Source organism: Dongia sp. (genome assembly GCF_041918875.1).
Taxonomy (GTDB): Bacteria; Pseudomonadota; Alphaproteobacteria; order Dongiales; family Dongiaceae; genus Dongia.
On the sequence record NZ_JAYRUV010000016.1, the window covers coordinates 53,345 to 74,857 of the forward strand.

General features: G+C 64.6%; 20 protein-coding genes. 8 read left to right on the forward strand and 12 right to left on the reverse strand.

Annotation, left to right across the window (positions count from 1 at the left end; all coding sequences use genetic code 11):
* Window positions 1–9 precede the first annotated feature (9 nt).
* From ACE3TY_RS16640 to ACE3TY_RS16655, 4 genes are all read left to right on the forward strand, one after another.
* A complete protein-coding gene (locus ACE3TY_RS16640; RefSeq protein WP_374654992.1) occupies window positions 10–363 on the forward strand; it encodes an NAD(P) transhydrogenase subunit alpha in 354 nt (117 codons plus the stop codon).
* A 1-nt stretch (window position 364) separates the two neighbouring features.
* Complete coding sequence (locus ACE3TY_RS16645; RefSeq protein WP_374654994.1) at window positions 365–1,774, forward strand: NAD(P)(+) transhydrogenase (Re/Si-specific) subunit beta; 1,410 nt, start codon at window positions 365–367, stop codon at window positions 1,772–1,774.
* A gap of 98 nt (window positions 1,775–1,872) precedes the next feature.
* Window positions 1,873–3,168, forward strand: coding sequence for an SDR family oxidoreductase (locus ACE3TY_RS16650; protein WP_374654996.1), 1,296 nt, complete (start codon window positions 1,873–1,875; stop codon window positions 3,166–3,168).
* Complete coding sequence (locus tag ACE3TY_RS16655) at window positions 3,165–3,647, forward strand: DUF2269 family protein (RefSeq protein WP_374654998.1); 483 nt, start codon at window positions 3,165–3,167, stop codon at window positions 3,645–3,647. Before ACE3TY_RS16650 ends, ACE3TY_RS16655 begins: the two co-directional genes overlap by 4 nt.
* A gap of 207 nt (window positions 3,648–3,854) precedes the next feature.
* Here the strand turns inward: ACE3TY_RS16655 and ACE3TY_RS16660 are convergent, their stop codons facing one another.
* Entirely contained in the window at window positions 3,855–4,334 is a 480-nt protein-coding gene (locus ACE3TY_RS16660; RefSeq protein WP_374655000.1) for a PAS domain-containing protein, read from the reverse strand.
* 304 nt (window positions 4,335–4,638) lie between these two features.
* Window positions 4,639–4,842: a 30S ribosomal protein S21 gene (gene rpsU / locus ACE3TY_RS16665; RefSeq protein ID WP_320499157.1), complete on the reverse strand. Its 204-nt coding sequence runs from the start codon at window positions 4,840–4,842 to the stop codon at window positions 4,639–4,641.
* Window positions 4,843–5,049: 207 nt separating this feature from the next.
* On the opposite strand from rpsU, the gene ACE3TY_RS16670 reads away from it, so the two are divergent.
* The 3 genes from ACE3TY_RS16670 to ACE3TY_RS16680 all read left to right on the forward strand — a co-directional run bounded on the left by ACE3TY_RS16670 (window position 5,050) and on the right by ACE3TY_RS16680 (window position 7,790).
* Window positions 5,050–5,607 carry a peptide deformylase gene (locus ACE3TY_RS16670; protein ID WP_374655002.1) on the forward strand — a complete coding sequence of 186 codons (558 nt, stop codon included), beginning with the start codon at window positions 5,050–5,052 and terminating at the stop codon, window positions 5,605–5,607.
* Window positions 5,608–5,717: 110 nt separating this feature from the next.
* Window positions 5,718–6,437 carry a COQ9 family protein gene (locus tag ACE3TY_RS16675; protein ID WP_374655004.1) on the forward strand — a complete coding sequence of 240 codons (720 nt, stop codon included), beginning with the start codon at window positions 5,718–5,720 and terminating at the stop codon, window positions 6,435–6,437.
* A gap of 12 nt (window positions 6,438–6,449) precedes the next feature.
* A complete protein-coding gene (locus ACE3TY_RS16680; RefSeq protein ID WP_374655006.1) occupies window positions 6,450–7,790 on the forward strand; it encodes an MgtC/SapB family protein in 1,341 nt (446 codons plus the stop codon).
* Here ACE3TY_RS16680 and ACE3TY_RS16685 read toward each other — a convergent pair.
* Entirely contained in the window at window positions 7,781–7,984 is a 204-nt protein-coding gene (locus tag ACE3TY_RS16685) for a DUF4169 family protein (protein ID WP_374655008.1), read from the reverse strand. The genes ACE3TY_RS16680 and ACE3TY_RS16685 overlap by 10 nt on opposite strands.
* A gap of 129 nt (window positions 7,985–8,113) precedes the next feature.
* Here ACE3TY_RS16685 and ACE3TY_RS16690 point away from each other — a divergent pair, with 129 nt between their 5' ends.
* Window positions 8,114–12,265 carry an AsmA family protein gene (locus ACE3TY_RS16690; RefSeq protein WP_374655010.1) on the forward strand — a complete coding sequence of 1,384 codons (4,152 nt, stop codon included), beginning with the start codon at window positions 8,114–8,116 and terminating at the stop codon, window positions 12,263–12,265.
* A 7-nt stretch (window positions 12,266–12,272) separates the two neighbouring features.
* Here ACE3TY_RS16690 and ACE3TY_RS16695 read toward each other — a convergent pair whose 3' ends face one another.
* The 9 genes from ACE3TY_RS16695 to ribB all read right to left on the reverse strand — a co-directional run bounded on the left by ACE3TY_RS16695 (window position 12,273) and on the right by ribB (window position 21,238).
* Window positions 12,273–12,506, reverse strand: a complete 234-nt coding sequence (locus tag ACE3TY_RS16695) for a ribbon-helix-helix domain-containing protein (RefSeq protein ID WP_374655012.1) — start codon at window positions 12,504–12,506, stop codon at window positions 12,273–12,275.
* A 67-nt stretch (window positions 12,507–12,573) separates the two neighbouring features.
* Window positions 12,574–13,974: a class II fumarate hydratase gene (gene fumC, locus ACE3TY_RS16700; protein ID WP_374655014.1), complete on the reverse strand. Its 1,401-nt coding sequence runs from the start codon at window positions 13,972–13,974 to the stop codon at window positions 12,574–12,576.
* A 55-nt stretch (window positions 13,975–14,029) separates the two neighbouring features.
* A complete protein-coding gene (locus tag ACE3TY_RS16705) occupies window positions 14,030–15,217 on the reverse strand; it encodes an MFS transporter (RefSeq protein ID WP_374655016.1) in 1,188 nt (395 codons plus the stop codon).
* Window positions 15,214–15,720: a molybdopterin-guanine dinucleotide biosynthesis protein B gene (mobB, locus tag ACE3TY_RS16710; protein ID WP_374655018.1), complete on the reverse strand. Its 507-nt coding sequence runs from the start codon at window positions 15,718–15,720 to the stop codon at window positions 15,214–15,216. Before mobB ends, ACE3TY_RS16705 begins: the two co-directional genes overlap by 4 nt.
* Window positions 15,721–16,284 carry a CDP-diacylglycerol--glycerol-3-phosphate 3-phosphatidyltransferase gene (gene pgsA / locus ACE3TY_RS16715; RefSeq protein WP_374655020.1) on the reverse strand — a complete coding sequence of 188 codons (564 nt, stop codon included), beginning with the start codon at window positions 16,282–16,284 and terminating at the stop codon, window positions 15,721–15,723.
* Between the two features lie 131 nt (window positions 16,285–16,415).
* The gene (gene uvrC / locus ACE3TY_RS16720) at window positions 16,416–18,287 is read right to left on the reverse strand and encodes an excinuclease ABC subunit UvrC (protein WP_374655139.1); all 1,872 of its coding nucleotides are present in this window, start codon (window positions 18,285–18,287) and stop codon (window positions 16,416–16,418) included.
* 551 nt (window positions 18,288–18,838) lie between these two features.
* Window positions 18,839–19,246, reverse strand: coding sequence for a dihydroneopterin aldolase (locus tag ACE3TY_RS16725; protein WP_374655022.1), 408 nt, complete (start codon window positions 19,244–19,246; stop codon window positions 18,839–18,841).
* Between the two features lie 133 nt (window positions 19,247–19,379).
* Entirely contained in the window at window positions 19,380–20,156 is a 777-nt protein-coding gene (locus ACE3TY_RS16730) for an SDR family oxidoreductase (protein WP_374655024.1), read from the reverse strand.
* Window positions 20,157–20,158: 2 nt separating this feature from the next.
* Window positions 20,159–21,238, reverse strand: coding sequence for a 3,4-dihydroxy-2-butanone-4-phosphate synthase (gene ribB / locus ACE3TY_RS16735; RefSeq protein WP_374655026.1), 1,080 nt, complete (start codon window positions 21,236–21,238; stop codon window positions 20,159–20,161).
* Window positions 21,239–21,513: the final 275 nt, after the last annotated feature.

Below are 21,513 nucleotides of genomic sequence, written 5' to 3' on the forward strand. Positions count from 1 at the left end.
GGATAAGCCATGGATGAGACAACAATGGCCGATGTCGCCGCGACCATAGCGCCGGCCGATCATGTGCCTTTCGTGCAGCTCTTCACCGTTTTCGTGCTGGCCTGCTTCGTCGGCTATTACGTGGTGTGGCGCGTCACACCCGCTTTGCATTCGCCGCTGATGGCCGTCACCAACGCGATCTCGTCGGTGATCATCGTCGGCGCCCTCATCGCCTCGGGCGCGGCCGCCTTCGGGCTGAGCCAGGGCATGGGCCTCGTTGCCGTCGCCCTGGCCTCGGTCAACATCTTCGGCGGGTTCCTGGTGACCTATCGGATGCTGTCGATGTTCAAGAAAAAAGAACCGGCGAAAAGGGAAGGCAAGTAACATGAGCCAGAATCTCGCCGCCTTCCTCTATCTGATTGCATCCGTCTGCTTCATCATGTCCCTGCGCGGACTTTCCAGTCCGGCCACGTCGCAGGGCGGCTTGCGCTACGGTGTGGTCGGCATGGTAATCGCCATCGGCACGACACTCTCCCTGCCGAGCGTCGCCGGCTCTTCCTATGTCGGCATCGTCGTGGCGCTGGTGATCGGCGGTGCCGTCGGCGCCGTCATCGCCCAGCGCATCCAGATGACGGCCCTGCCGCAGCTAGTGGCGGCATTCCACAGCCTCGTGGGTCTCGCTGCCGTGGCCGTGGCCGGCGCTGCTTTCTATGCGCCGGCCGAATTCCATATCGGCATGCCGGGCGACATCCATCCCGGCAGTCTTGTTGAAATGGGCCTCGGTGTCGCCATCGGCGCCATCACCTTCACCGGCTCCATCGTCGCCTTTGCCAAACTGCAGGGGCTCGTCTCCGGGGCGCCCCTGGTGTTCAAGGGGCAGCATCTTCTCAATGCGGCATTGGGGATCGCCATCGCCGCCTTGATCGTGGCGCTGATTGTCGGCCAGTCGGAGCCCTTGTTCTGGGCGCTGGTGGCGGTGTCGCTGGTGCTGGGCTTCCTGGTCATCCTGCCCATCGGCGGCGCCGATATGCCGGTCGTGGTCTCGATGCTCAACTCCTATTCCGGCTGGGCCGCCTGCGGCATCGGCTTCACGCTCTCCAACCCGCTGCTCATCGTGACGGGTGCGCTGGTCGGTTCGTCGGGTGCGATCCTCAGCTACATCATGTGCAAGGGCATGAACCGCTCGATCTTCAACGTCATCCTCGGCGGCTTCGGCACCGATTCCGGCGGCGCCGCTGCGGCTGGCGGAGCGAAGGCGGCGGACCGGCCGGTCAAGGCCGGCAGTGCCGACGATGCTGCCTTCATCATGAAGAACGCGGCCTCGGTCATCATCGTGCCTGGTTACGGCATGGCGGTGGCGCAGGCGCAGCATGCCTTGCGCGAAATGGCGGATCTCCTGAAGAACGAAGGTGTCAAGGTCAGCTATGCCATTCATCCGGTGGCGGGCCGCATGCCGGGCCATATGAACGTGCTGCTGGCCGAGGCCAACGTCCCCTATGACGAGGTGTTCGAGCTCGAGGACATCAACCGCGACTTCGCGCAAGCGGATGTGGCCTTCGTCATCGGCGCCAACGACGTCACCAACCCGGCGGCCAAGACCGACCCCAAGAGCCCGATCTATGGCATGCCGATCCTCGACGTCGAGCAGGCCAAGACCGTGCTCTTCATCAAGCGCTCGATGGCGTCTGGCTATGCCGGCGTCGATAACGAACTCTTCTTCCGCTCCAACACCATGATGCTGTTCGGCGATGCGAAGAAGATGTGCGAGGATGTCGTGAAGGCCTTCGGCCACTAACCCATCCATCAAAGAGCCGGGCTTGCGCAAGCTCGAGATTGCCATCGGCGGCTGCGGACCGGCAGGTCTCGCAGCCGCTTGTTTTTGAAGGATCGACGATGACGGAGCCGTCGAAAGGGCGCGTGCTGGTGCTCGGTGCCGGCGGCTTCATCGGGCGCCATGTCTTCGCGGCCCTCATCGATGCCGGCTACGAACCGGTCGGCGCCGTTCGGCGCAGGGCCGCATTCAGCCGCATGTTCCCGGATCATCATTCCGTCGTCTGCGACATGGCGAAGGATGTGACGCCTGAAATGTGGCAGGTGCGGCTGCAGGGGATGGATGCCGTCGTCAATTGCGCCGGAATCCTTTCGGATCGCTCCTCCCGTGCTATTCATGTCGATGCGCCGGCCGCGCTGGCCGCTGCCTGTGAACGGTCTGGCATTCGCCGTCTGATTCATGTTTCGGCGATCAGCGCCGACCGGCAAGCGGGTACGGATTACGCCCGCGAAAAGCTGCAAGCCGAGGATGACCTGCGCGCCCGGAACCTGGACTGGGTCATATTGCGGCCATCGCTCGTCTATGCCCAGGGCACCCATGGCGGCACATCGGTCCTGCGCGGGCTGGCGGGTTTGCCGGGGGTCGTTCCGTTGCCGGGCGATGGAAGCCAGCTCTTCAGCCCGATTCACGTCGAAGACCTTGCCCGCTGCATCGTGTTGCTGCTGGCGCCGAATGCGCCCGTGCGGACGACACTCGAACCGTGCGGCCCTGAGAATATCTCGCTGAAGGAATTTGTCCTGGCATGGCGCGGCTGGCTCGGCTTCGGCGAACCTCGCATCGTCAATGTGCCGATGCAGATCGTTCGCCCGTTCGCGCGCATTGTCGATCTGCTGGGTGGCGGCCCCTTGTCGACAACCGCCATCCGCCAGCTTGAATTCGGCAATGCCGGGAACGGCGACGGGTTTGCGATGGCCATTGGCTTTATGCCGTTGCCGATGCGTGCCTGGCTGGCGCGGCGACCGTCTTGCGTGCAGGACAAATGGCATGCACGTCTCTATTTCCTGCGGCCGCTTCTGCGCTGGACGTTGGGTCTGTCGTGGATCGCCGCGGGTGCGATCGGTGCCCTCGCCCCGCAAGAAGCGGTCGATGCGATCCTTCGGCCATTCGGTTGGGTGGGTGCCGCCGGCGAACTGAAATGGCTGACCTGCCTGCTCGATATAGGGGTTGGAATGGCGCTGCTCTCCGGGCAGCTTCCGTCGCTCATGCTGGGTATTCAGGTGGCGATTGTCGCCGGCTACACGGCGATTATTTCCGTTTCGGCGCCTGGCCTATGGCTCGATCCGTTCGGTGCGCTCGTCAAGAATGCCGTATTCCTGGCACTTGCGGCGGTCGTCGCGGCCCTGGAGGACGATAGATGATCGGCGCCTACGAGATCGTCAAATGGCTGCACATCGTCAGTTCCACGATCCTGTTCGGCTTGGGGCTGGGGACTGCCTACTACATGCTGCAATCGTGGCGGTCCGGGAACGCGCACCTGGCATCCGAAATCGGGCGCATGGTGGTCAAGGCGGATTGGATCTTCACGACGACCTCCGGCGTCGTTCAGCCGCTTAGCGGCATGGCTCTCGTAATCATGGGCGGCTGGTCGCCGTGGGAAGGGTGGCTTTTGGTCTCGTACGCCCTCTATGCTCTTGCCTTCTGCTGTTGGGTGCCCGTGGTGGTGCTGCAGATTCGCGCCACGCGGCTTGCAAGAGCGGCGGCCTTGTCCGGCGCCGAATTGCCCGATTCCTATCACGCGGCCATGCGGGTCTGGTATCGGCTGGGTTGGCCGGCTTTTCTCGCTTTGCTTACGATCTTTCTGTTGATGATCGCCAAGCCGGATCTTGGTAGCCTGTGACGCGTTCGTTCAAGAGGCTTGTTGAATGACGCCGATCAAACCCGAACGCTTGCATATCTATGAGCTGGGCCTGGGCCTGCTGTAGCGCTGGGGCCTGCATGTCGTGGAATATCCGACGGCGCGCGGCTCGACTGCACGGCGCTGTCGCTCTCGCTTACCGAAAGCTGGCTGCGCTGACATGGGCGCGTCGGGCCAAGCCGGTTCCGCTCAGGCGTAATCCGGCGTCGGCGAGCATTGCGAGATAAGGAGGATGCGCGTCACCCGCTCGCCATCGTCGGAAAGAGGCAGGAACAGCATCTCATCGTCATTGTAGCGCCCGTCCGCGCCGATGAAGGGGGAATCGTCATAGACCGGCCGTCCCGTCGCGACGGCCAGGTCGTAGAACATATGCGCCTCCTCCGCCGAGGGGCCGTAAAACGCTTCGGCCACCGACTTGCCGGTGGGGTCCTGGCCGCGGACCTCGACTTCCTTGGTGCCGACCAGGCGGTAGACATAGCGGCGATGGTCCGCCACCACTTCGACAAGGGTCAGATAGGGAAGGAGGCGGGGTATGTCGGTCGGATCGATATCGGCCCGGCTCGGCAGGCATCCGCCGCGGCACTTGGCCAGCCAATAGCGATAGAGCTGGCGCACATTCTCGCCGGCCCTCTCCAGCCACTCGGGATGCTCGGCGATCGCCTGCTCCATGCCCCGTCCCCCGCCTCCCGTTCCCCTCGGCAGACCGACCTTCCATCGGCTTGCGCGCCATCCTGACAAATACGCGCGTTTCTTGCACCCGGACAAATGGCTGGATGCAGGAAATGTTTCACGTGAAACAAAACAAGAACATATAGCTTCGGCAAAGAGTTACGGCAAGAGGAGGTTTTTGGACCGGAATTTGGCGTGGTGTGGGGGGCAAAAGGCATCGCCCCGCCGGCGGAGCCAGCGGGGCGATATCATGCGTTCTCTCGTCGATCTTGGGCCGCCCGGTGAGGACGGCCGGCAGGCGGGGCTAGAAGCCCTCGCGCTCCATGCGCTTGCGCATCAGCTTCCGGTAGCGACGCACCGCCTCGGCCTGTTCGCGCGCCTTGCGCTCGGACGGCTTCTCATAGTTGCGACGCATCTTCATTTCCCGGAAAATCCCTTCGCGCTGCATCTTCTTTTTGAGCGCGCGCAGGGCCTGATCGACATTGTTGTCACGGACGAGAACTTGCACGGTTTACCACGGCTCCTTTCGCCGATTGGAGTAGCAGAAAAAACAAAAACGACTATCGGGCTGCCAAAGGGAAGCCCGGCTCGGGGCATGCTCTACCACAGCCCTTGCTGCTTGTGAAGCCCCGGAGGGGCGATTCCGGCCCGTTCTGGACCCTTCCTAAACCCCTGTCCGGCAGCCATATTCCAAGGCCAGGAAGGAAGCTGACCAATGGCCATTCTGAAGATCGCCCGCATGGGCCACCCGGTCCTGAAGCGTATCGCCGAGCCCGTCGCCGATCCGACCGCGCCGGAAATCCACAAGCTTATCAATGATATGGTGGATACGCTGGCCGATATCGGCGGGGCCGGCCTCGCCGCCCCCCAGGTCCATGTGCCGTTGCGCGTGGTCATTTTCCGCGTTCCCGGCGCGCGCCTCTCCGCCGAGGATGGAAATGACGGCGAAACACCCCCCGGCATCCCCCTGACGGCCCTCATCAATCCCGGAATCGCGCCGCTGTCGGACGAGATGGTGGAGGGAATCGAGGCCTGCCTGTCGGTTCCGGGCCTTGCCGGCATGGTGCCGCGATATAAGGAGATCCGCTACCGGGCGCTGGCGCCGGACGGGTCGTTGATCGAGCGGGTGGCGAGCGGGTTTCATGCGCGGGTGGTGCAGCATGAATGCGACCATCTCGATGGCCTGCTCTACCCGATGCGCATGCGCGACATGTCGAGCCTGGGCTTCGTCGAGGAATTGCGCCGCTTCGAGAATCGCGAAGCGGAAGACTGACGCGCTGGCGGGCCGCAGAAGGTGGCTATCCCCCGGGCGGCATGGCAGAATAGTCGAAATCCTTGCCGACGGCATGTCGGCCGAATCTGTTCTTCGACGGGAGTATCGACGTGACCGAGACAGGCACGGCCCGGAGTGGCGGCTACGATTGGCAGGCGGATCGCGACCGGCTGGTGGATGCCGTCATGCCGCATGTTCAATTCGACGGCTGGAGCGACGCTGCCTTCAAGGCCGGCGCGGCGGATTGCGGAATCGACTTCGCGCGCGCGCTCAATGCCTTTCCCGGTGGCATGGCCGAGATCCTTGCCTGCAATCATCGACGGCACGACCGGGCCATGGTCGATCAGTTGGCGCGCGAAGGCGCTGGCGCGTTGCGAATGCGCGAGCGTATCGCCAGGGCCGTGCGCCTGCGCCTGGAACTGGCCGGCGCGCAGCGCGAGGCGATCCGTGCCGGCCTGTCCTTCCTATTGCTGCCGGAGAACGGCGCGCTGGGGCCGAAACTGCTCTACGGCACGGTCGATGCCATCTGGTTTGCCGTCGGCGATAAATCGACCGATTTCAGCTTCTATACCAAGCGCGCGATTCTAGCCGGCGTCTATTCGGCGACGCTCCTTTACTGGCTGAACGACAAGAGCGAGGACCATGCCGCGAGCTGGGCTTTTCTCGAGCGGCGCATCGAAGAGGTAATGAAGATACCGCAGCTCAAGAGCCAGCTGCGGGCACTTTTCGGCCGCCTGCCCAACCCGCTGAAGCTTGTGCCGAAGGATGGCAACCCGCTGGGCGGCGAATCCCTGCCGCTGGGCATGCGACCGCGCCGCCGCCGGGCCTGACGAGACATCGGCATGGAAGCGGACGCCGCGAGCGAAGCCATGGGGCCGGCCGGTGCCGCGATGGTGGATTTCGACTTCACGCATCTCGATCTGCATCTGGCCACCGAGTTGCTGGTGGCGCTGGCGATCGGCCTGCTCATCGGGCTGGAGCGGGAATGGCGCCGGCAGGACGGCGAGGAGCGCGACCGCGTCGGCATCCGCACCTTCGGCCTGATGGGATTGCTGGGCGGCCTTGCCGGCGCCCTGCAGAGTGCCGTCGGCAATTGGCTGGTGCCGGCCACGATCCTGTCGTTGGCCATCCTGCTGGTCAATGACCGCCGCGCTGCCGGCAAGGGTGGAACCCTGACGCTGGCCGAAGACATGACGACCTTGGTCGCCGCATTGGTGACGGCGCTGCTGGGTGTGCTGGCGGCGACGGGGGCCATCGAACTGGCGGTGGCCAGCGCCGTGATCGTGCTGGCGCTGCTCTATCTGAAGGCCACGATCCATGCCCTGGTCGGCAAGCTGACGCAAGAGGAGCTGAAAGCGACGGTGCGCTTCCTCGTCATCTCGCTGGTCGTGCTGCCCGTCCTGCCGGACAAGGGCTACGGCCCCTACGAAATATTCAATCCGCGCAATACCTGGCTGATGGTCGTGCTGATTTCGGCCATGTCCTTCGTCGGCTATTTTTCCATTCGCGCCCTGGGTGCCGCGACCGGCGTGCTCGCCACCGGATTGTTCGGCGGCATGGTATCCTCGACGGCGACGACCGTGTCCTTTGCGCGTCTGGCCCAAGCCGCGCCGACGCAGGGAAGGATTTTCGCCGCCGGCACGGTCCTGGCCAATGTGGTGATGGCCGTGCGCGTGCTGATCCTGGCGGCGATCCTGGCGCCCAACCTGGCGCTGGCGCTGGCCTGGCCGCTGGGTCTGGCCGCCGCGATGGCCGGTCTGGTGGTTGCCTTCATCTGGTACAACACCCGCAAGACGCCGGTGCTGAGGGAAGAGGTCGCGGTATCGAACCCGTTTGAACTGTCCGAAGCAGTCAAGTTCGCCGTGCTGCTGACGGTGGTCCTGTTCCTGGAACGCTTCCTTAGCGATCGCTTCGGCGAGGCGGGCCTTTACGTGCTGTCGCTGATTGCGGGCCTGGCCGATGTCGATGCCATCACGCTGTCGGTGGCCAAGCAAGCCAAACTCGGCGGCGAAGAACTGATCGGGGCGGAGATCGCCATTCTGCTGGCGGTTGGATCCAACGCCTGCGTCAAGGGGTTCATCGCGGCACGTGCCGGCGGCAGCTTCGCGCGCTGGAGTGTCGGCGCCATGTCCGGCATGGTCGCCGTCGCCGCCGCTACCGCAATCGTGCAATCCTACTTCTGATCGTCTTCCTCCGCCTTCGCGGAATCGAGTTCCTTGCCGGCGAGCAGTTTTTCGCGCCGCTCCGCCGCGCGCCGGTCGTTTTCCCTTTCCTGCTTGCTGCGGCCGAATCGGACACGGTTCTCGGCTGCCTGCCGATCGCCCGATTCGCGCGACTTGGCTTTCCTGAACTGGTTCAGGTTGACGATTTCGGCCATTTCAGCCTCACGGAACTGTCATCTGCGCCGGTTCACGGGAACCTTGCCCCGCCTTCCTGCGTAAGGCGATAATGGGCGCAACTTGGCTCGCATTCAAGCGGGCGGGATCGAGACCGGGAGAAAGTCGTCATGAAGAAAGCGCTGAAGATCGGTGGCGGCATCCTTGCCGTCATCATCGTCTTGGCTCTGGTCGCCCCCTTCTTCATCGACCTCAACAGTTATAAGGGATTGATCGCCGAGAAGGCGAAGGAAGCGACGGGACGCGATCTCGTCATCGACGGCGACATTTCGCTGTCGCTGTTGCCCATTCCGTCGGTTTCGGTCGACGGCATCAAGTTCGGCAATGCCGCCGAAGGCTCGGCCGCCAACATGGCCGAAATCGACAAGGTGAAGGTCAAGGTGGCGCTGATGCCGCTGCTCTCCGGCAAGGCGGAGATCAAGAGCATCGAGCTGGTGAAGCCGACCATCATCCTGGAGAAGCTGCCGGACGGCAAAGGCAATTGGGAACTGGCACCCGCTGCCGACGCGGCGGCGACCGCACCGGCCACCGGCACCGAGGGCGGCGGCGGCAGTTTCGATCTTTCGGTCGAAGGCGCCAGCATCACCGACGGCACGCTGGTCTATCGCGATCTCGCCACGGCCGGCGAGCAGCGCATCGAAAACCTCAATGTCGATTTGTCGCTGGCCAGCCTGCAGGGACCGTTCAATGCCACCGGCGGCGTCACCGCGATGGGCATGCCGCTCGGTTTCGATGTCGATGTCGGCCGGCTCGACCCGGCGCAACCGATGCCGGTCAATGTCACGCTGAAGATCGAGGATGCGGGGGCCACGATCGGCTTTTCCGGCAATGCCGACCTCAAGGCCGCCGAGACGGCGGACCAGCCGATCGTCACCGGCAAGCTCACCGGCAAGGGCGATTCCGTCGCCAAGCTCATCGCCGTGCTTTCCGGCGGCAAGGCGGAAGAAGGGCCGCTGGCGCAGGGTTTCGCGCTGGACGGCGAAATCGTCGCCGGCAAGACGGCAGCCGACCTCCGGAACTTCAGCGCGAGCCTCGGCGATATGAGCGCCAACGGCTCGGTCGCCGCCAGGATGGGTGAGGTTACGACGGTCGAGGCCAACCTCGCCATGGGGCGGCTCGATCTCGACAAGCTGATGCCGGCGAAGGCTGCGGCGGGTGCCGAGAGCGCGCCGGCCGCGAGCACCGAACCGGCGGCCCCCGGCACCTTCGCCTTGCCGGCTGGGATCAATGCCAATGCGACTGTGGCGGTTGACCAGATAGTCTATCAGGGCAATGCCATCGACCAGGTGAAGCTGGTGGCGGCACTGGCCGATGCCAAGCTCAATCTCAGCGAGCTTTCGGCGCAATTGCCGGGCGCCGCCAAGGTGAAGCTGGGCGGCACCTTGCAGGCGCAGAACGGGCAGCCGGCCTTTGCCGGCGGGCTCGACCTCAATGCCGGCAACCTGCGTGCCTTGATCGATGCCTTCGCCAAAGGCGCGGTGGATAGCGTGCCGGGCGACCGGCTGCGTGCCTTCGCGCTCAACAGCCGCGTCACCTTCACGCCGACGCAGGTCGCCCTCTCCGATCTGGCCGCCAAGCTCGACGCCACCAAGATCGCCGGCGGCGTTACCGTGGCGCTGCCGGACGGCAAGCAGCGCCAGCGCATGGCCTTCGGCGTCGGCCTCTCGGTCGACCAGATGAATCTCGACGGCTATCTGCCGAAGAAGACGGCGGAGGCATCGGCCGCGGCGAGCAGCAAGCCGGCCGATCAAGATGGCAATCCCCTGAAGGCCCTGGCGCCGCTGGGCGATCTCGATGCCAATATCGAATTCAGGGCCGGTGCGCTGACGCTCAACGAGCAGCAGATCAAGAAGCTTCATGCGTTGATCGGCCTGGCCAGCGGCGTGCTCACCATCGAGGATCTGTCGGTGGGCGATCTGATGGGCGGCAAGGGCGCGGTCAAGGGGCAGATCGTCGAACTCAAGGGCAATCCGCGCTTCGATCTCGATTTCGACGTGACCGCCAAGGATGCGGGCAAGCTGGCGCAGATGGCGGGGGCGGAACCGTCGGGCAAGCTCGGTGCGTTGTCGCTCAAAGGCAAGGCTGCCGGCGGTGGCGACGAAGTCTCCTATGACGTCGCCGTGAAAATGACCGGCATCGGCCTCGACGGCACAGCCAAGGGCGGGGCGGCAGGATTGCTCGCGGGGGGCATTCCGCGTGTCAACTCGACCTTCGATATCAAGATAGACAAGCTGGCGCCGCTGGTGAGCTTGGGCGGCGGCGGCGACCCGACGCAGACCAAGGCGGCCGACAATCTGGGGGCCGTCAGCTTCAAGGGCACGGCGCAGAGCGGCACGGACGATCTGGCCTATGACGTCGACCTCACGCTTGGGGGCATCGGAGGGGCTGGCAAGCTGTCCGGCAAGATCGTCGGCATCTCCGGCACGCCTTCGGTCAACACCACGCTCGATCTGCGCGCCGACCGGCCGGCCCCCTTGCTGCAGCTTGCGGGCCTGGCCGGCCCGAAGGCGCAGGCGATGGGGACGCTCGCCGCCAAGGGCTCGTTGAAGGGCGGCGCCGACGACCTCAACCTCGATCTGGGGCTGCAGGCGGCGGGTGCCACGGCAAAGCTCGCCGGCAACATCAAGGCCAAGGCCGAACCGATGGCCTTCGACCTCAGCCTGCAGGCAAGCCATCCGGAATTCACCCAGCTTCTGGCGCTGGCCGACATGCCGAGCTCCGGCACCAAGGCCGGCCCGCTCGCCTTGCAAGCCCAGGCCAGCGGCACCACCAAGAAGGCGGCCGTTTCCGGTCTCGATTTCAAATGGGGCGATTCAAGCCTCGCCGGCGAGGCGGATTACGACGCCACCGGGGCCAAGCCGATGATCAAGGCCAACCTCGCCGGCGGCACGGTCAATCTGGTGCCGTTCATGGGCAGCGGCGGCGGCGCGAAGAAGGCGTCGGCGCCCGCCACCTCCGGCAACGGCTCGCCCTGGTCCAATGAGCCGCTCGACCTCTCGGCCCTTAAGGGCCAGGACGCCGATATCGACTTCAAGGCCAATTCGCTGATCATGCCCGACCAGCGCATCGACAATATCGTCGCCAAGCTCACCGTGAAGGACGGCGTGCTCAACATCGACACGCTGACCGGCAACATCTATGGCGGCGCATTCAATCTTTCCGGCACGCAGGTCGATGCGCGCACGACGCCGCAGGTGGCGGCCAAGGTGGCGGTCGACAAGATCCAGCTGGGCCAGCTGCTGGGCGGCGGCATCGCCGGCAATCAGTTGAAGGGTCCGATCTCGCTCAACCTCGATCTCACCGGTGCCGGCGAGAGCCAGGCGGCGATCGTTCGCTCGCTGACCGGCAAGGGCGATCTGGGCGGCACGATGATGATCATCGGCAAGGTCGAGCAGACGGTGGGCTCGGCACTCCTCGGCGTGCTGGGCCAGAAGGTGAAGCAGGTGAAAGGCGTGGCCGAGAGCATCAACGGCGTCTTGAGTTCCTATACCGGTATCGACAACGAACTCTCCGGCACGTTCGACATCAGCAAGGGCGTGCTCGACACGCAGGACTTCGCCTTCACCAATCCGAAGGCGCGCGGCACGGCCAAGGGCCAGGTCGATCTCGGCGCCTGGGCGCTCAACATGCTGGTCGACCTCTTCGGCCAGCAGGCGGAACAGGCCTTCATGAGCATCAATCTGACCGGGCCGGTGAACGGGCCGACGCCGTCCTTCAGCGGCAATGGCGCGGCGGGTGCCGCGGGTGCCGCGGGCAGCCTGGTGCCAGGTCTCAACCTGCCCGGCATCGGTGCGATCCCGGGTCTGGGCGGTGCCGCCCCCACAGGCACGGATGCCACCGGCAGCGAACCGGGTGCGGCCACGCCGCCGGCTGGCGGCCTGCTCGACCAGGTCGTGCCGGGTGTGGGCGATCTGCTCGGCGGCAAGAAGAAGAAAAAGGACACGGCGGCGCCGGCTGAGACGGCCCCTGCCGAGGCGGAACCGGGCGCCGTGGCACCGACGCCGGAAGCGGCGCCTGCCGAAACGGCCCCCGCCGCAGAGCCCGGCGCCGCAGCACCCGGAGATGCGGCACCGGCAGATGCAGCGCCGGCAGATACAGCACCGGCCGAAGCGCCGCCCGCGGTCGAGCCGGGTGCGCTGCCGGCAGAACCCCTACCCGCTGAACCGGCGCCCGCCGAAGAAGTCCCGGCTGAAGAAGTACCGGCCGAGGAGCTGCTGCCGCCGGCCAGCGAAGCCGAGCCGGGCGCGGTCGCGCCACAATAGTTGGCGGTCAGCCGGCCTTCGACGCGCCGAGCACGAAGACGCGAATGGCACTGGAAAGATTGGGCGCGCCGGGATCATCCCCGCGCGCCTGGTCTATTTCGGCGACGATCGCGGCGACGGAGCTTTGCCGTCCTTGGGCGATATCTTTCAGCGCATCCCAGAAAGCCTGCTCCAGCGTCACCGAAGTGCTATGCCCGGCGATGTTGACGGAGCGCTTCTTGAGGGCGGTGGGGGAGGTCATGGCGACGGCCCCTCGCCCCGCTTGCGGGGAGAGGGGTTGGGGTGAGGGGGGATGCCGGTCTCGGCCCTCACTTGGGCCCGAGCATGTCCTGCGGGCGGACCCATTTGTCGAACTGGTCGGCGGTGAGGAGGCCCAGGGCAAGGGCTGCTTCCTTGAGGCTGGTGCCTTCCTTATGCGCCTTCTTCGCGACCTTCGCGGCATTGTCGTAGCCGATATGGGTGTTGAGCGCGGTGACCAGCATCAGCGATTGTTCCAGCGACTGTTTAATGCGCGCGAGGTTTGGCGTGATGCCGGCGACGCAATTGTCGGTGAAGCTTATCGCCGCATCGGCGATCAGCTGGCCCGATTGCAGGACATTGTGGATGATCACCGGCTTGAAGACGTTGAGCTCGAGATGGCCGTTGGAGCCGGAGACGGTGACGGCCACATTGTTGCCCATCACCTGCGCGCAGACCATGGTCATCGCCTCGGCCTGGGTCGGGTTGACCTTGCCCGGCATGATCGAGGAGCCGGGCTCGTTCTCCGGCAGGTTGATCTCGGCGAGGCCCGAACGCGGGCCCGAGCCCAGCAGGCGGATGTCGTTGGCGATCTTCATCAGCGAGGTGGCGATGACGTTATAGGCGCCGGAGATTTCGACGAAGGCATCATGCGCCGCCATGCCTTCGAACTTGTTGGCGGCGGTGGTGAACTTCTGCCCGGTCAGCTTGGCAAGCTCGGCGGCGAAGGCTTTGTCGAAGCCCTTGGCGGCGTTGAGGCCGGTGCCGACGGCGGTCCCGCCCTGCGGCACGGAGAGGAGGCGGGGGGCCGTCGCCATGATACGGTCGATGCCGAAGCGCACCTGCGCGGCATATCCTGAGAATTCCTGCCCCAGCGTCACCGGCGTCGCATCCTGGAGATGGGTGCGGCCGATCTTGACGACCTTCGAAAATTCCTTGGCCTTCTTCTCCAGCGCGTCGGCCAGGTGGTCGAGGGCGGGGACGACATCGTCGGCGATCTGCTGAACGGCGGCGATATGCATGGCGGTCGGGAAGCTGTCGTTCGACGATTGGCCGTAATTGACCTGGTCGTTGGGATGGATCGGCTTCTTGTCGCCGCGCTTGCCGCCCAGAAGTTCGTTGGCGCGGTTGGCCAGCACTTCATTGACGTTCATGTTGGTCTGGGTGCCGGAGCCAGTCTGCCAGACGACCAGCGGGAAATGATCGTCGAGGGCGCCGTCCGCCACTTCGCCCGCCGCCACAACGATCGCCTTGCCGAGCTTCCTGTCGAGCTTGCCGAGCTTCATGTTGGCCAGGGCCGCCGCCTGCTTCAGCGTGCCGAAGGCGCGGATGACACCGGCCGGCATGCGCTGGCCGCCGATCTTGAAATTCTGCAGGGACCGCTGGGTCTGGGCGCCCCACAATTTGTCCGCGGGCACATCGATCTGGCCCATGGAATCGGTCTCGCTGCGGGTGGCCGGCTTCTTCGCCATCTTCGGTCTCCTGGTGGGAAGGTTGGATGGCCCCTTCTAGCGATTTTCGGAACGCTTAGGAAGGGCGCCGAAGGAAGATCGGGCCGAAGCCGGCCACGATTCCCATGGCCGAGAAGGCGACGGTCCAGCCGAGACGCGTATCGGCGCCGAAGAGGTCCAGGATGCCGCCTGCGGCAAGTGGTCCCAGGGAGGCGCCGGCGAAGCCCAGCAGCGTGTGCAGCGCCATGGTGGCGCCCTTTGCCTCTGGCGGGGCGCTCTCGACGGCGCCGGCGGTGAGCGTGGCGCTGTCGGCGCTGACCGTGACCGTATAGAGGGCAAGAAGGCAGAGCATGGCGGCGAAGGGCCAGGCGGCGCTCCAGCCGATCGCCAGGCTGAGAAGGGCGGAGGCCGGCATGATGAAGCAGAGCCAGCGCCGCCGGCCGATGCGCAGGGCGATCTCGTTGCCGATGACGCTGGCCGGCAACCCCAGCGCCAGCACCAGGCCGCCCCAATTGGTGAGGCCGGTATCGGCCGAGGCGGCAAGGCTGCCGGTCGAGGCCATGACCAGGAAGGCGATGAGCCAGGAGCGGAAGCCGTAGAGTTCCCACATGTGAAGGCCGTAGGCCAGCGAATAGCCGCGCGCATTCTCGTTGCGCCAGGCCAGCCACAGGCGCCGCCACAGGGAATGATGCTGCATCGCGCCGGCGGGCCGCGGTTCCGTGTTGGCGAACACCAGCGGAATGGCGAGGAGGCCGAGGAACGCGGCGGCATGGAACGTCGCTTGCCAGCCGAAGCGATGGCCGATCATGCCGGCAAGTATCGTCGAGAGGCTGGCGCCAAGGCTGAAGGTCGCCATGTAGAACGCGATGGCCCGGTTGCCGGCGATGCCGCTCACGCGTTCGGTCAGCAGTTTGAGGCCCGGCATGAAGGTGCCTGCAAGGCCCATCCCGGCCAGGAAGCGCGTGATGCTGCCGCTGACGATGCCGTCGCCTAGCAAGGCCGTGCCCAGATTGCCGATCACCGCCGCCAGCGTGCTGATGAGATAGATGTAGCGGGCATCGCGCCGGTCGGTCATGGCGACGAGGAAGGGCACGCTTGCCAGATAGCCGACCAGGAACGCGCCCTCGATGATGCCGGCTTCGGTATTGGTGAGGTGCCAGGCCGCCTGCAGGGTGGGCAGAAGGGCCGCAAAGACGCTGAAGCCCGCCATGTTCACGAGCAGCGCCGCGCACATGGCGAGGCCCAGGCGCAGCGCCGAGGTCACACCCCGGCCTGCAGGCGGCAATGCGCCAGCACGAAATCGGCGATCGCCGGAATGTCGTTGAGATCGATCACCGGAAGCTTGCTATCCGCAACCGGTCCGTCGCTTAAGATAGCCACATAGGAAGGGTCCGTGGCCGAGAGCAGCGGCTTGCCGTTGGCGCTGCGATAAATCTCGATCTTGTCGTGCGGCTCCTGCTTGAAGCCTTCGATCAGCAGCAGATCGACCGGGCTCATATGGCGGACGAGTTCCGCAATATCCGGCTCGGCATCGTCGCGCAGTTCGTGCATCAGGGCCCAGCGCTTGCCCGACGAGACCATGACTTCTGTGGCGCCCGCCTCGCGATGGACGTAGGAGTCCTTGCCCGGCTTGTCGACGTCGAAGACGTGATGCGCGTGCTTCATGGTGGAAATGCGCAGGCCGCGGCGCGTGAGTTCGGGAATGAGCTTGGCCAGCAATGTCGTCTTGCCGGCGCCGCTCCAGCCGGCAATGCCCAGGATGCGCATCTAGATCGACTGCCCGTCAGCCATATGCTTGATGCCGACGCGCAGATAATCGTAGCCGGTCATGACGGTCAGCACCGCGGCGATCCACAGCAGCGCGTCGCCGATGAGCATCACCGGCAGCCAGTCCGGGCCGGCCGTGCCGACGATCAGGAAGCCCAGTGCCACCATCTGCACGGTCGTCTTCCATTTGGCGAGCATCGAAACCGGCACGCCGATCTTCAGCGTCGCCAGATATTCCCGGAGGCCCGAAACCATGATCTCGCGGCACATGATGATGAGGGCCGGCAGCACGGACCAGCCGTCGATCTGCTGGGTCGCGGTCATCGCCATCAGGATCGCGCCAACGACCAGCTTGTCGGCAATGGGATCGAGGAAGCGGCCCAGCGCCGAAACCTGATCCATGCGCCGGGCGATATAGCCGTCGAAGAAGTCCGTGATGCAGGCGACGGCATAGAGCCCCAGCGCCGTCCAACGGAAGACCGGCTGTTCGAAGAAGAGCAGGGCGGTGATGAGAGGGATGGCGGCAATCCGCGACAGGGTCAGGATGTTGGCGATGTTCGGCATAGACGGCTTTCGGGCGGATTGGACGGAGAATGGCTTGAGGTTTCGGGCCGGACGATAGCAGGAACGCCTTCCCCTGTCACAGGGGGCGGGTGCGCCCTTTCGCTGCATCGCGAAAAGGTGATCCGAGCCTCTCAATTGGGGTGGAAATGGTCATAAATGACCTTGGCTACCGTTTCGGAAATCCCAGGCACCGTGGCGAGGTCGGTAAGACCGGCCTGCGCCACTGCCCGGGCCGAGCCGAAATGCATCAGCAGCGCTTTCTTACGCTTGGCGCCGATGCCGGCCACCTCATCGAGCGGCGATTTGGCGATATCGGCCGAACGCTTCGCCCGATGCGTGCCGATGGCGAAACGGTGCGCCTCGTCGCGCAGGCGCTGCAGGTAATAGAGCACGGGATGCTTGGGGTCGAGGCCGAAGGGTTCGCGCCCCGGCATGAAGAAGCGCTCGCGTCCTGCATTGCGGTCCGGGCCCTTGGCGATCGATGCCACGGCGACATCGTCGATGCCGAGTTCGGCGAAGACTTCGAGCGTCACGCTGAGCTGCCCCTGGCCGCCGTCGATGAGGACGAGGTCGGGCCAGGTCGCATGCGTGTCGTCGGGATCTTCCTTGAGCGCGCGCGTGAAGCGGCGCGTCAGCACCTGGCGCATCATGGCGTAATCGTCGCCGGGTTCGATCGGCGCTTCGCCGGCTTCGATATTGGCGGGCTTGATGCCGAACTTCCGGTACTGGTTCTTCATGAAGCCGTCCGGCCCGGCCACGATCATGCAGCCATAGGCGTTGGTGCCGGAGATATGGCTGTTGTCGTAGACCTCGATGCGTTTGGGCGGCGTTTCCAGGTCGAAGATCTCGGCCATGCCGGTCATCAGCTTGGCCTGGGAGGCGCTTTCCGCCATGCGCCGGGCGAGCGCCTCCTTGGCGTTGGCGAGCGCGTGTTCGACGGGCTTCCTCTTATCGCCGCGCTTGGGCTCGAGAATCTCGACCTTGGCGCCGGCGCGCAAGGTGAGCGCTTCGGTCAGCAACTCGATCTCCGCCGGCATCTCGTTGACCAGGATCAGGCGTGGCGGCGTTTTGTTCTCGTAGAACTGGGCCATGAAGGCCGCCAGAATCTCCGGCGGCTCGGTCGTCTTGTCATGGGCCGGGAAGTAAGCCCGGTTCCCGTAATTGCCGTGGTTCCGAAAGAAAAAGACCTGAATGCAGGTATGGCCGCTTTCATGATAGGCGGCGATGATGTCGGCCTCCTCGACGCCTTCGAGATAGATGTCCTGGCGGCTCTGGATCAGGGCGAAGGCCTGCAGGCGGTCGCGCAGCTTAGCGGCGCGTTCGAATTCGAGCGCGTCGGAGGCCGACTGCATTTCGGCGGCCAGGCGTTGCTTCACCTTGTCGCTCTTGCCGGTGAGGAAGTCGCGTGCTTCCTCGACCAGGGCGGCATAATCCTCGGGCGAGATGCGGCCGACGCAGGGCGCCGAGCAGCGCTTGATCTGGTACTGGAGGCACGGCCGCGTACGGCTGGCGAAGATCGAATCCGAACAGGGCCGCAGCAGGAAGGCGCGCTGCAAGGCGACGATGGTGCGGTTGACGGCTCCGGCGGAAGCAAAGGGGCCGAAATACTGACCCGGCCTGTTGCGCGCGCCGCGATGCTTGGTGATCTGCGGCGCCGCATGATCGGCGGTGATGAGGATGTAGGGAAAGCTCTTATCGTCGCGCAGCAGCACGTTGAAGCGCGGGCGGTAGCGCTTGATCAGGTTGGCTTCCAGCAGCAGCGCCTCGACCTCGGTATGGGTCGTCATGAATTCCATGGTCGCCGTCTCGGCGATCATGCGCTGGATGCGGTTTGCCTGCCGATTGGGCAGGGTATAGGAGGTGACCCGTTTCTTCAGGTCCTTGGCCTTGCCGACATAAAGTACCTCGCCGCCGGCCGAGATCATCCGGTAGCAGCCGGGCGCACTGGGCAGGGTGCGGACCTTGGCCCTGATGATCGAGGCGCCGTGGGCCAGGCGGCTCATCCCCTTGGGGCGCTGGGCTACGTCGTCCGGCGTCTCGAGTTCGTCGAGATCGGTCTCGTCGCCTTGTGGATGTTCTGGATCGTCAATCATGCGCATCGGCTTGTCGCAAAAGGAATCATGGATAGCTCAAACGGGTCGCTTCCGGGCCCCGTTTCGACCCTTTCCGGCACCCGTTTCCGCCACCCTTTCGGATGGGCAAAAACTATCACGCCGCGGCGGCTTCGGTAACTTCGGGGATATCCACCATTTTTGTGGATAAGTCTGTCGATATCGCCGGGAGCTTTCTCCGACGCGTCCGGGAATCAGGCTTAAGTCCCATCTGCACAAAAAACAGGCAAAATAACTAAGCTGCTGTTCCGTATGAATTTATAAGAATAGACTTGCAACAACTCGGTCATGAATGGGAATCGGTCTTGACTCTCCTGGCCCGTTCGGACTCGGCAATCCCGATGTGAACAACTTGGCTCAGGAATCGGCCGATAGAGTCCTGAAAGGCTTAACTTTTGGTAAATCGGTCAGGAATTTTCGATGACCGAATCGGGAAAAACAGCTTACCGATCCGCCCGGTTCCGTTCGATCTCGACGCCAACGCTGAACGCTTCCTTGAAGACGTCCAATTTGTCGATCCGGACCTTGGCGGACAATACCCGGCGGTCGCTGAGGCAGACGTCGGCAATGCGGTCCGCCAGGGTTTCGACCAGGTTGATATGCCCGTCCGCGGTGACCGCCTTGATGCCCATGACGACCGTCGCGTAGCAGACGACATTGTCGACATCGTCATTGATGGCCGGATGCTCGACACAGGTCAGCTCGACATTGATCTGGACGCGCTGCTGGGCCAGGCGCTCGTGCTGATGGATGCCGATGCTGCAGGGCAGGACCAGGTCGCGGATGAAGACGCGCATGGTGCGGACCGGCGCCGCGTTCGGCAAAGGCGTGATTTTTTCCAATGGATTCATGGTCCCGGGACCTCCGACTTGCCTTGGATCACCGCACCGATCACCGCTCTCTGGGGTGTCGGGGTGAAATGGAGGGCCGCACCCTGGGGCCCGCAGGTGTAACGCATATTATAGAGGTTTGGGTCCGGCCTGGCTATTCTTTCGGCTGGAAGCCCTTATTGGGCACCTGCCAGCCCAGATGCTCGCCGCCGTCCAGCGCAATCATTTGTCCCGTCATGGCGGAAGCCGACAAGATATAGAGGATTGTGTCGGCGATTTCTTCGGGCGTGGCACCGTGACCCAGCGGCATGGCGGCCGATTGGGCGGCGAAATGCTCCGGCGTCTGCCGGGGGCTCGGCAAAGTTGGACCGGGACCGACGGCATTGACCCGGATCCTCGGCGCCAGCGCCAGCGCCATGGTGCGCGTCAGCGTCCACAGCCCCATCTTGGCGACCGTGTAGGACATGAAATAGGGCGTCAGCTTCCAGACGCGCTGGTCGAGCATGTTGACGATATTGCCTTGCGCGCCCTCCGGCAGATGGCGGGCGAGGGCCTGCGACAGCACGAAGGGCGCACGCAGATTGGTCTCCATGTGCCGGTCCCAGCTGTCCCGCGTCACCGTCTCTATCTTGTCCATCTCGAAGACGGAGGCATTGTTGACGAGGCAGGTCGGAGCACCGAGATCGCTGCAGATCGCGGGGATCAGCCGTTCGACCATCCCTTCATCGCCGAGATCGGCCTGCAGCACGATGCAGCGCCGGCCAAGCGCGCGGATATCGGCGGCGGTGGCCTGGGCCGCGTCCAGCGAACGATGGCAGTGGATGGCGACATCCCAGCCGTCGCCGGCCAGTTTCAGGGCGGTGGCGCGCCCCAGGCGCCTGGCGCCGCCGGTGACGAAAGCAATGCGGGGAACGTGCTGCGCCACGCTCATCTTCAAAGACGCTCCGTGCCGAGAATTTCGACGCCGAAGCCGGACAGGCCCATATATTGCCGCTCCTTGGTGGCGATGACGCGGATCGACTTCACATTCAGGTCTTTCAGGATCTGCGCCCCCAGGCCTACCTCGCGCCATTGTTCGAGCCGCGAGGCCTCGCTGCCGCCGGCATTGGGGGCCGAAGGCGTTACGCCGACAGCACCTTCGCGCAGGTAGATGATGATACCGCGGCCGGCCTGTTCGATCTGGCTGAGAGCCCTTTTCACGGCACTGCGGTCGGGATCGAAGACGTCGGTCACGGCGTCTTCCTGCTGCAGGCGGATGAGAATATCGCGCCCGTCGGCGATGTCGCCATAAATCACGGCAATATGATGCGCCGCGTCGAACGCGGTCGAATAGACGACGGCCTGGGCGCTGCCGATCGCGGTGCTGACCTGTCCCTCCGAGGTGCGGGTGATGAGGGATTCGCGCTGCTGGCGGTAGGCGATGAGATCGTCGATCGAGACGACCAGCAGCTTGTGTTCCTTGGCGAAGGCCAGAATGTCGGGCAGTCGTTTCACGCTGCCGTCATCATTGACGAGTTCGGCGATGAGGCCGACCGGCGCCAGGCCCGCCAGGCGCGACATGTCGACCGCGGCCTCGGTATGGCCGGAGCGGATGAGGACGCCGCCTTCACGCGCGATCAGCGGGAAGATGTGGCCGGGGCGCACGAAATCCTCGGCCGCGACATTCGGATTGGCCAGCGCGCGGATACAGGCGCAGCGTTCCTGCGCCGAGATGCCGGTGGTGAGATCCTTGGCATAATCGATGGAGACGGTGAACGCCGTCGCGTGCGGCGCAATATTGTCCGCCACCATGGGCGTAAGATGCAGCCGGCGCGCGTCCGACCGGGTCAGCGGGGTACACAGGATGCCGCTGGTGTGCCGGATGAAGAAGGCGACATACTCCGGTGTGGCTTTGGAGGCCGCCATGATGAGATCGCCTTCATTCTCCCGGTCTTCGTCGTCGACCACGATTACGGGGCGGCCGGCGGCGATATCGGCGATGGCGTCTTCGATCCTATCGAGCTTGGTGGTCACGTGAGGGCCTCTTGGCGCGGGATTTTGCGAATAATCGGGCAATAGCCTGTCCCAGGCGGCGCTGCAAGTGCGGGGGCGCCCTTAACGAACCAAAAGCAGTCCATTCTCGTCAATACGCCGGGGATGAGCCTGGGTCAGGTCATGATGCGATTTTTGCATGGACGATTGACGATGGAATGATTTTCGGTCGAGACTGGATGAAACTAAGATTAACGGGATACCGCCATCAAGACCAAGCGGACCGAACCAGGGTGGGCGTTCCGGATAATAACGGC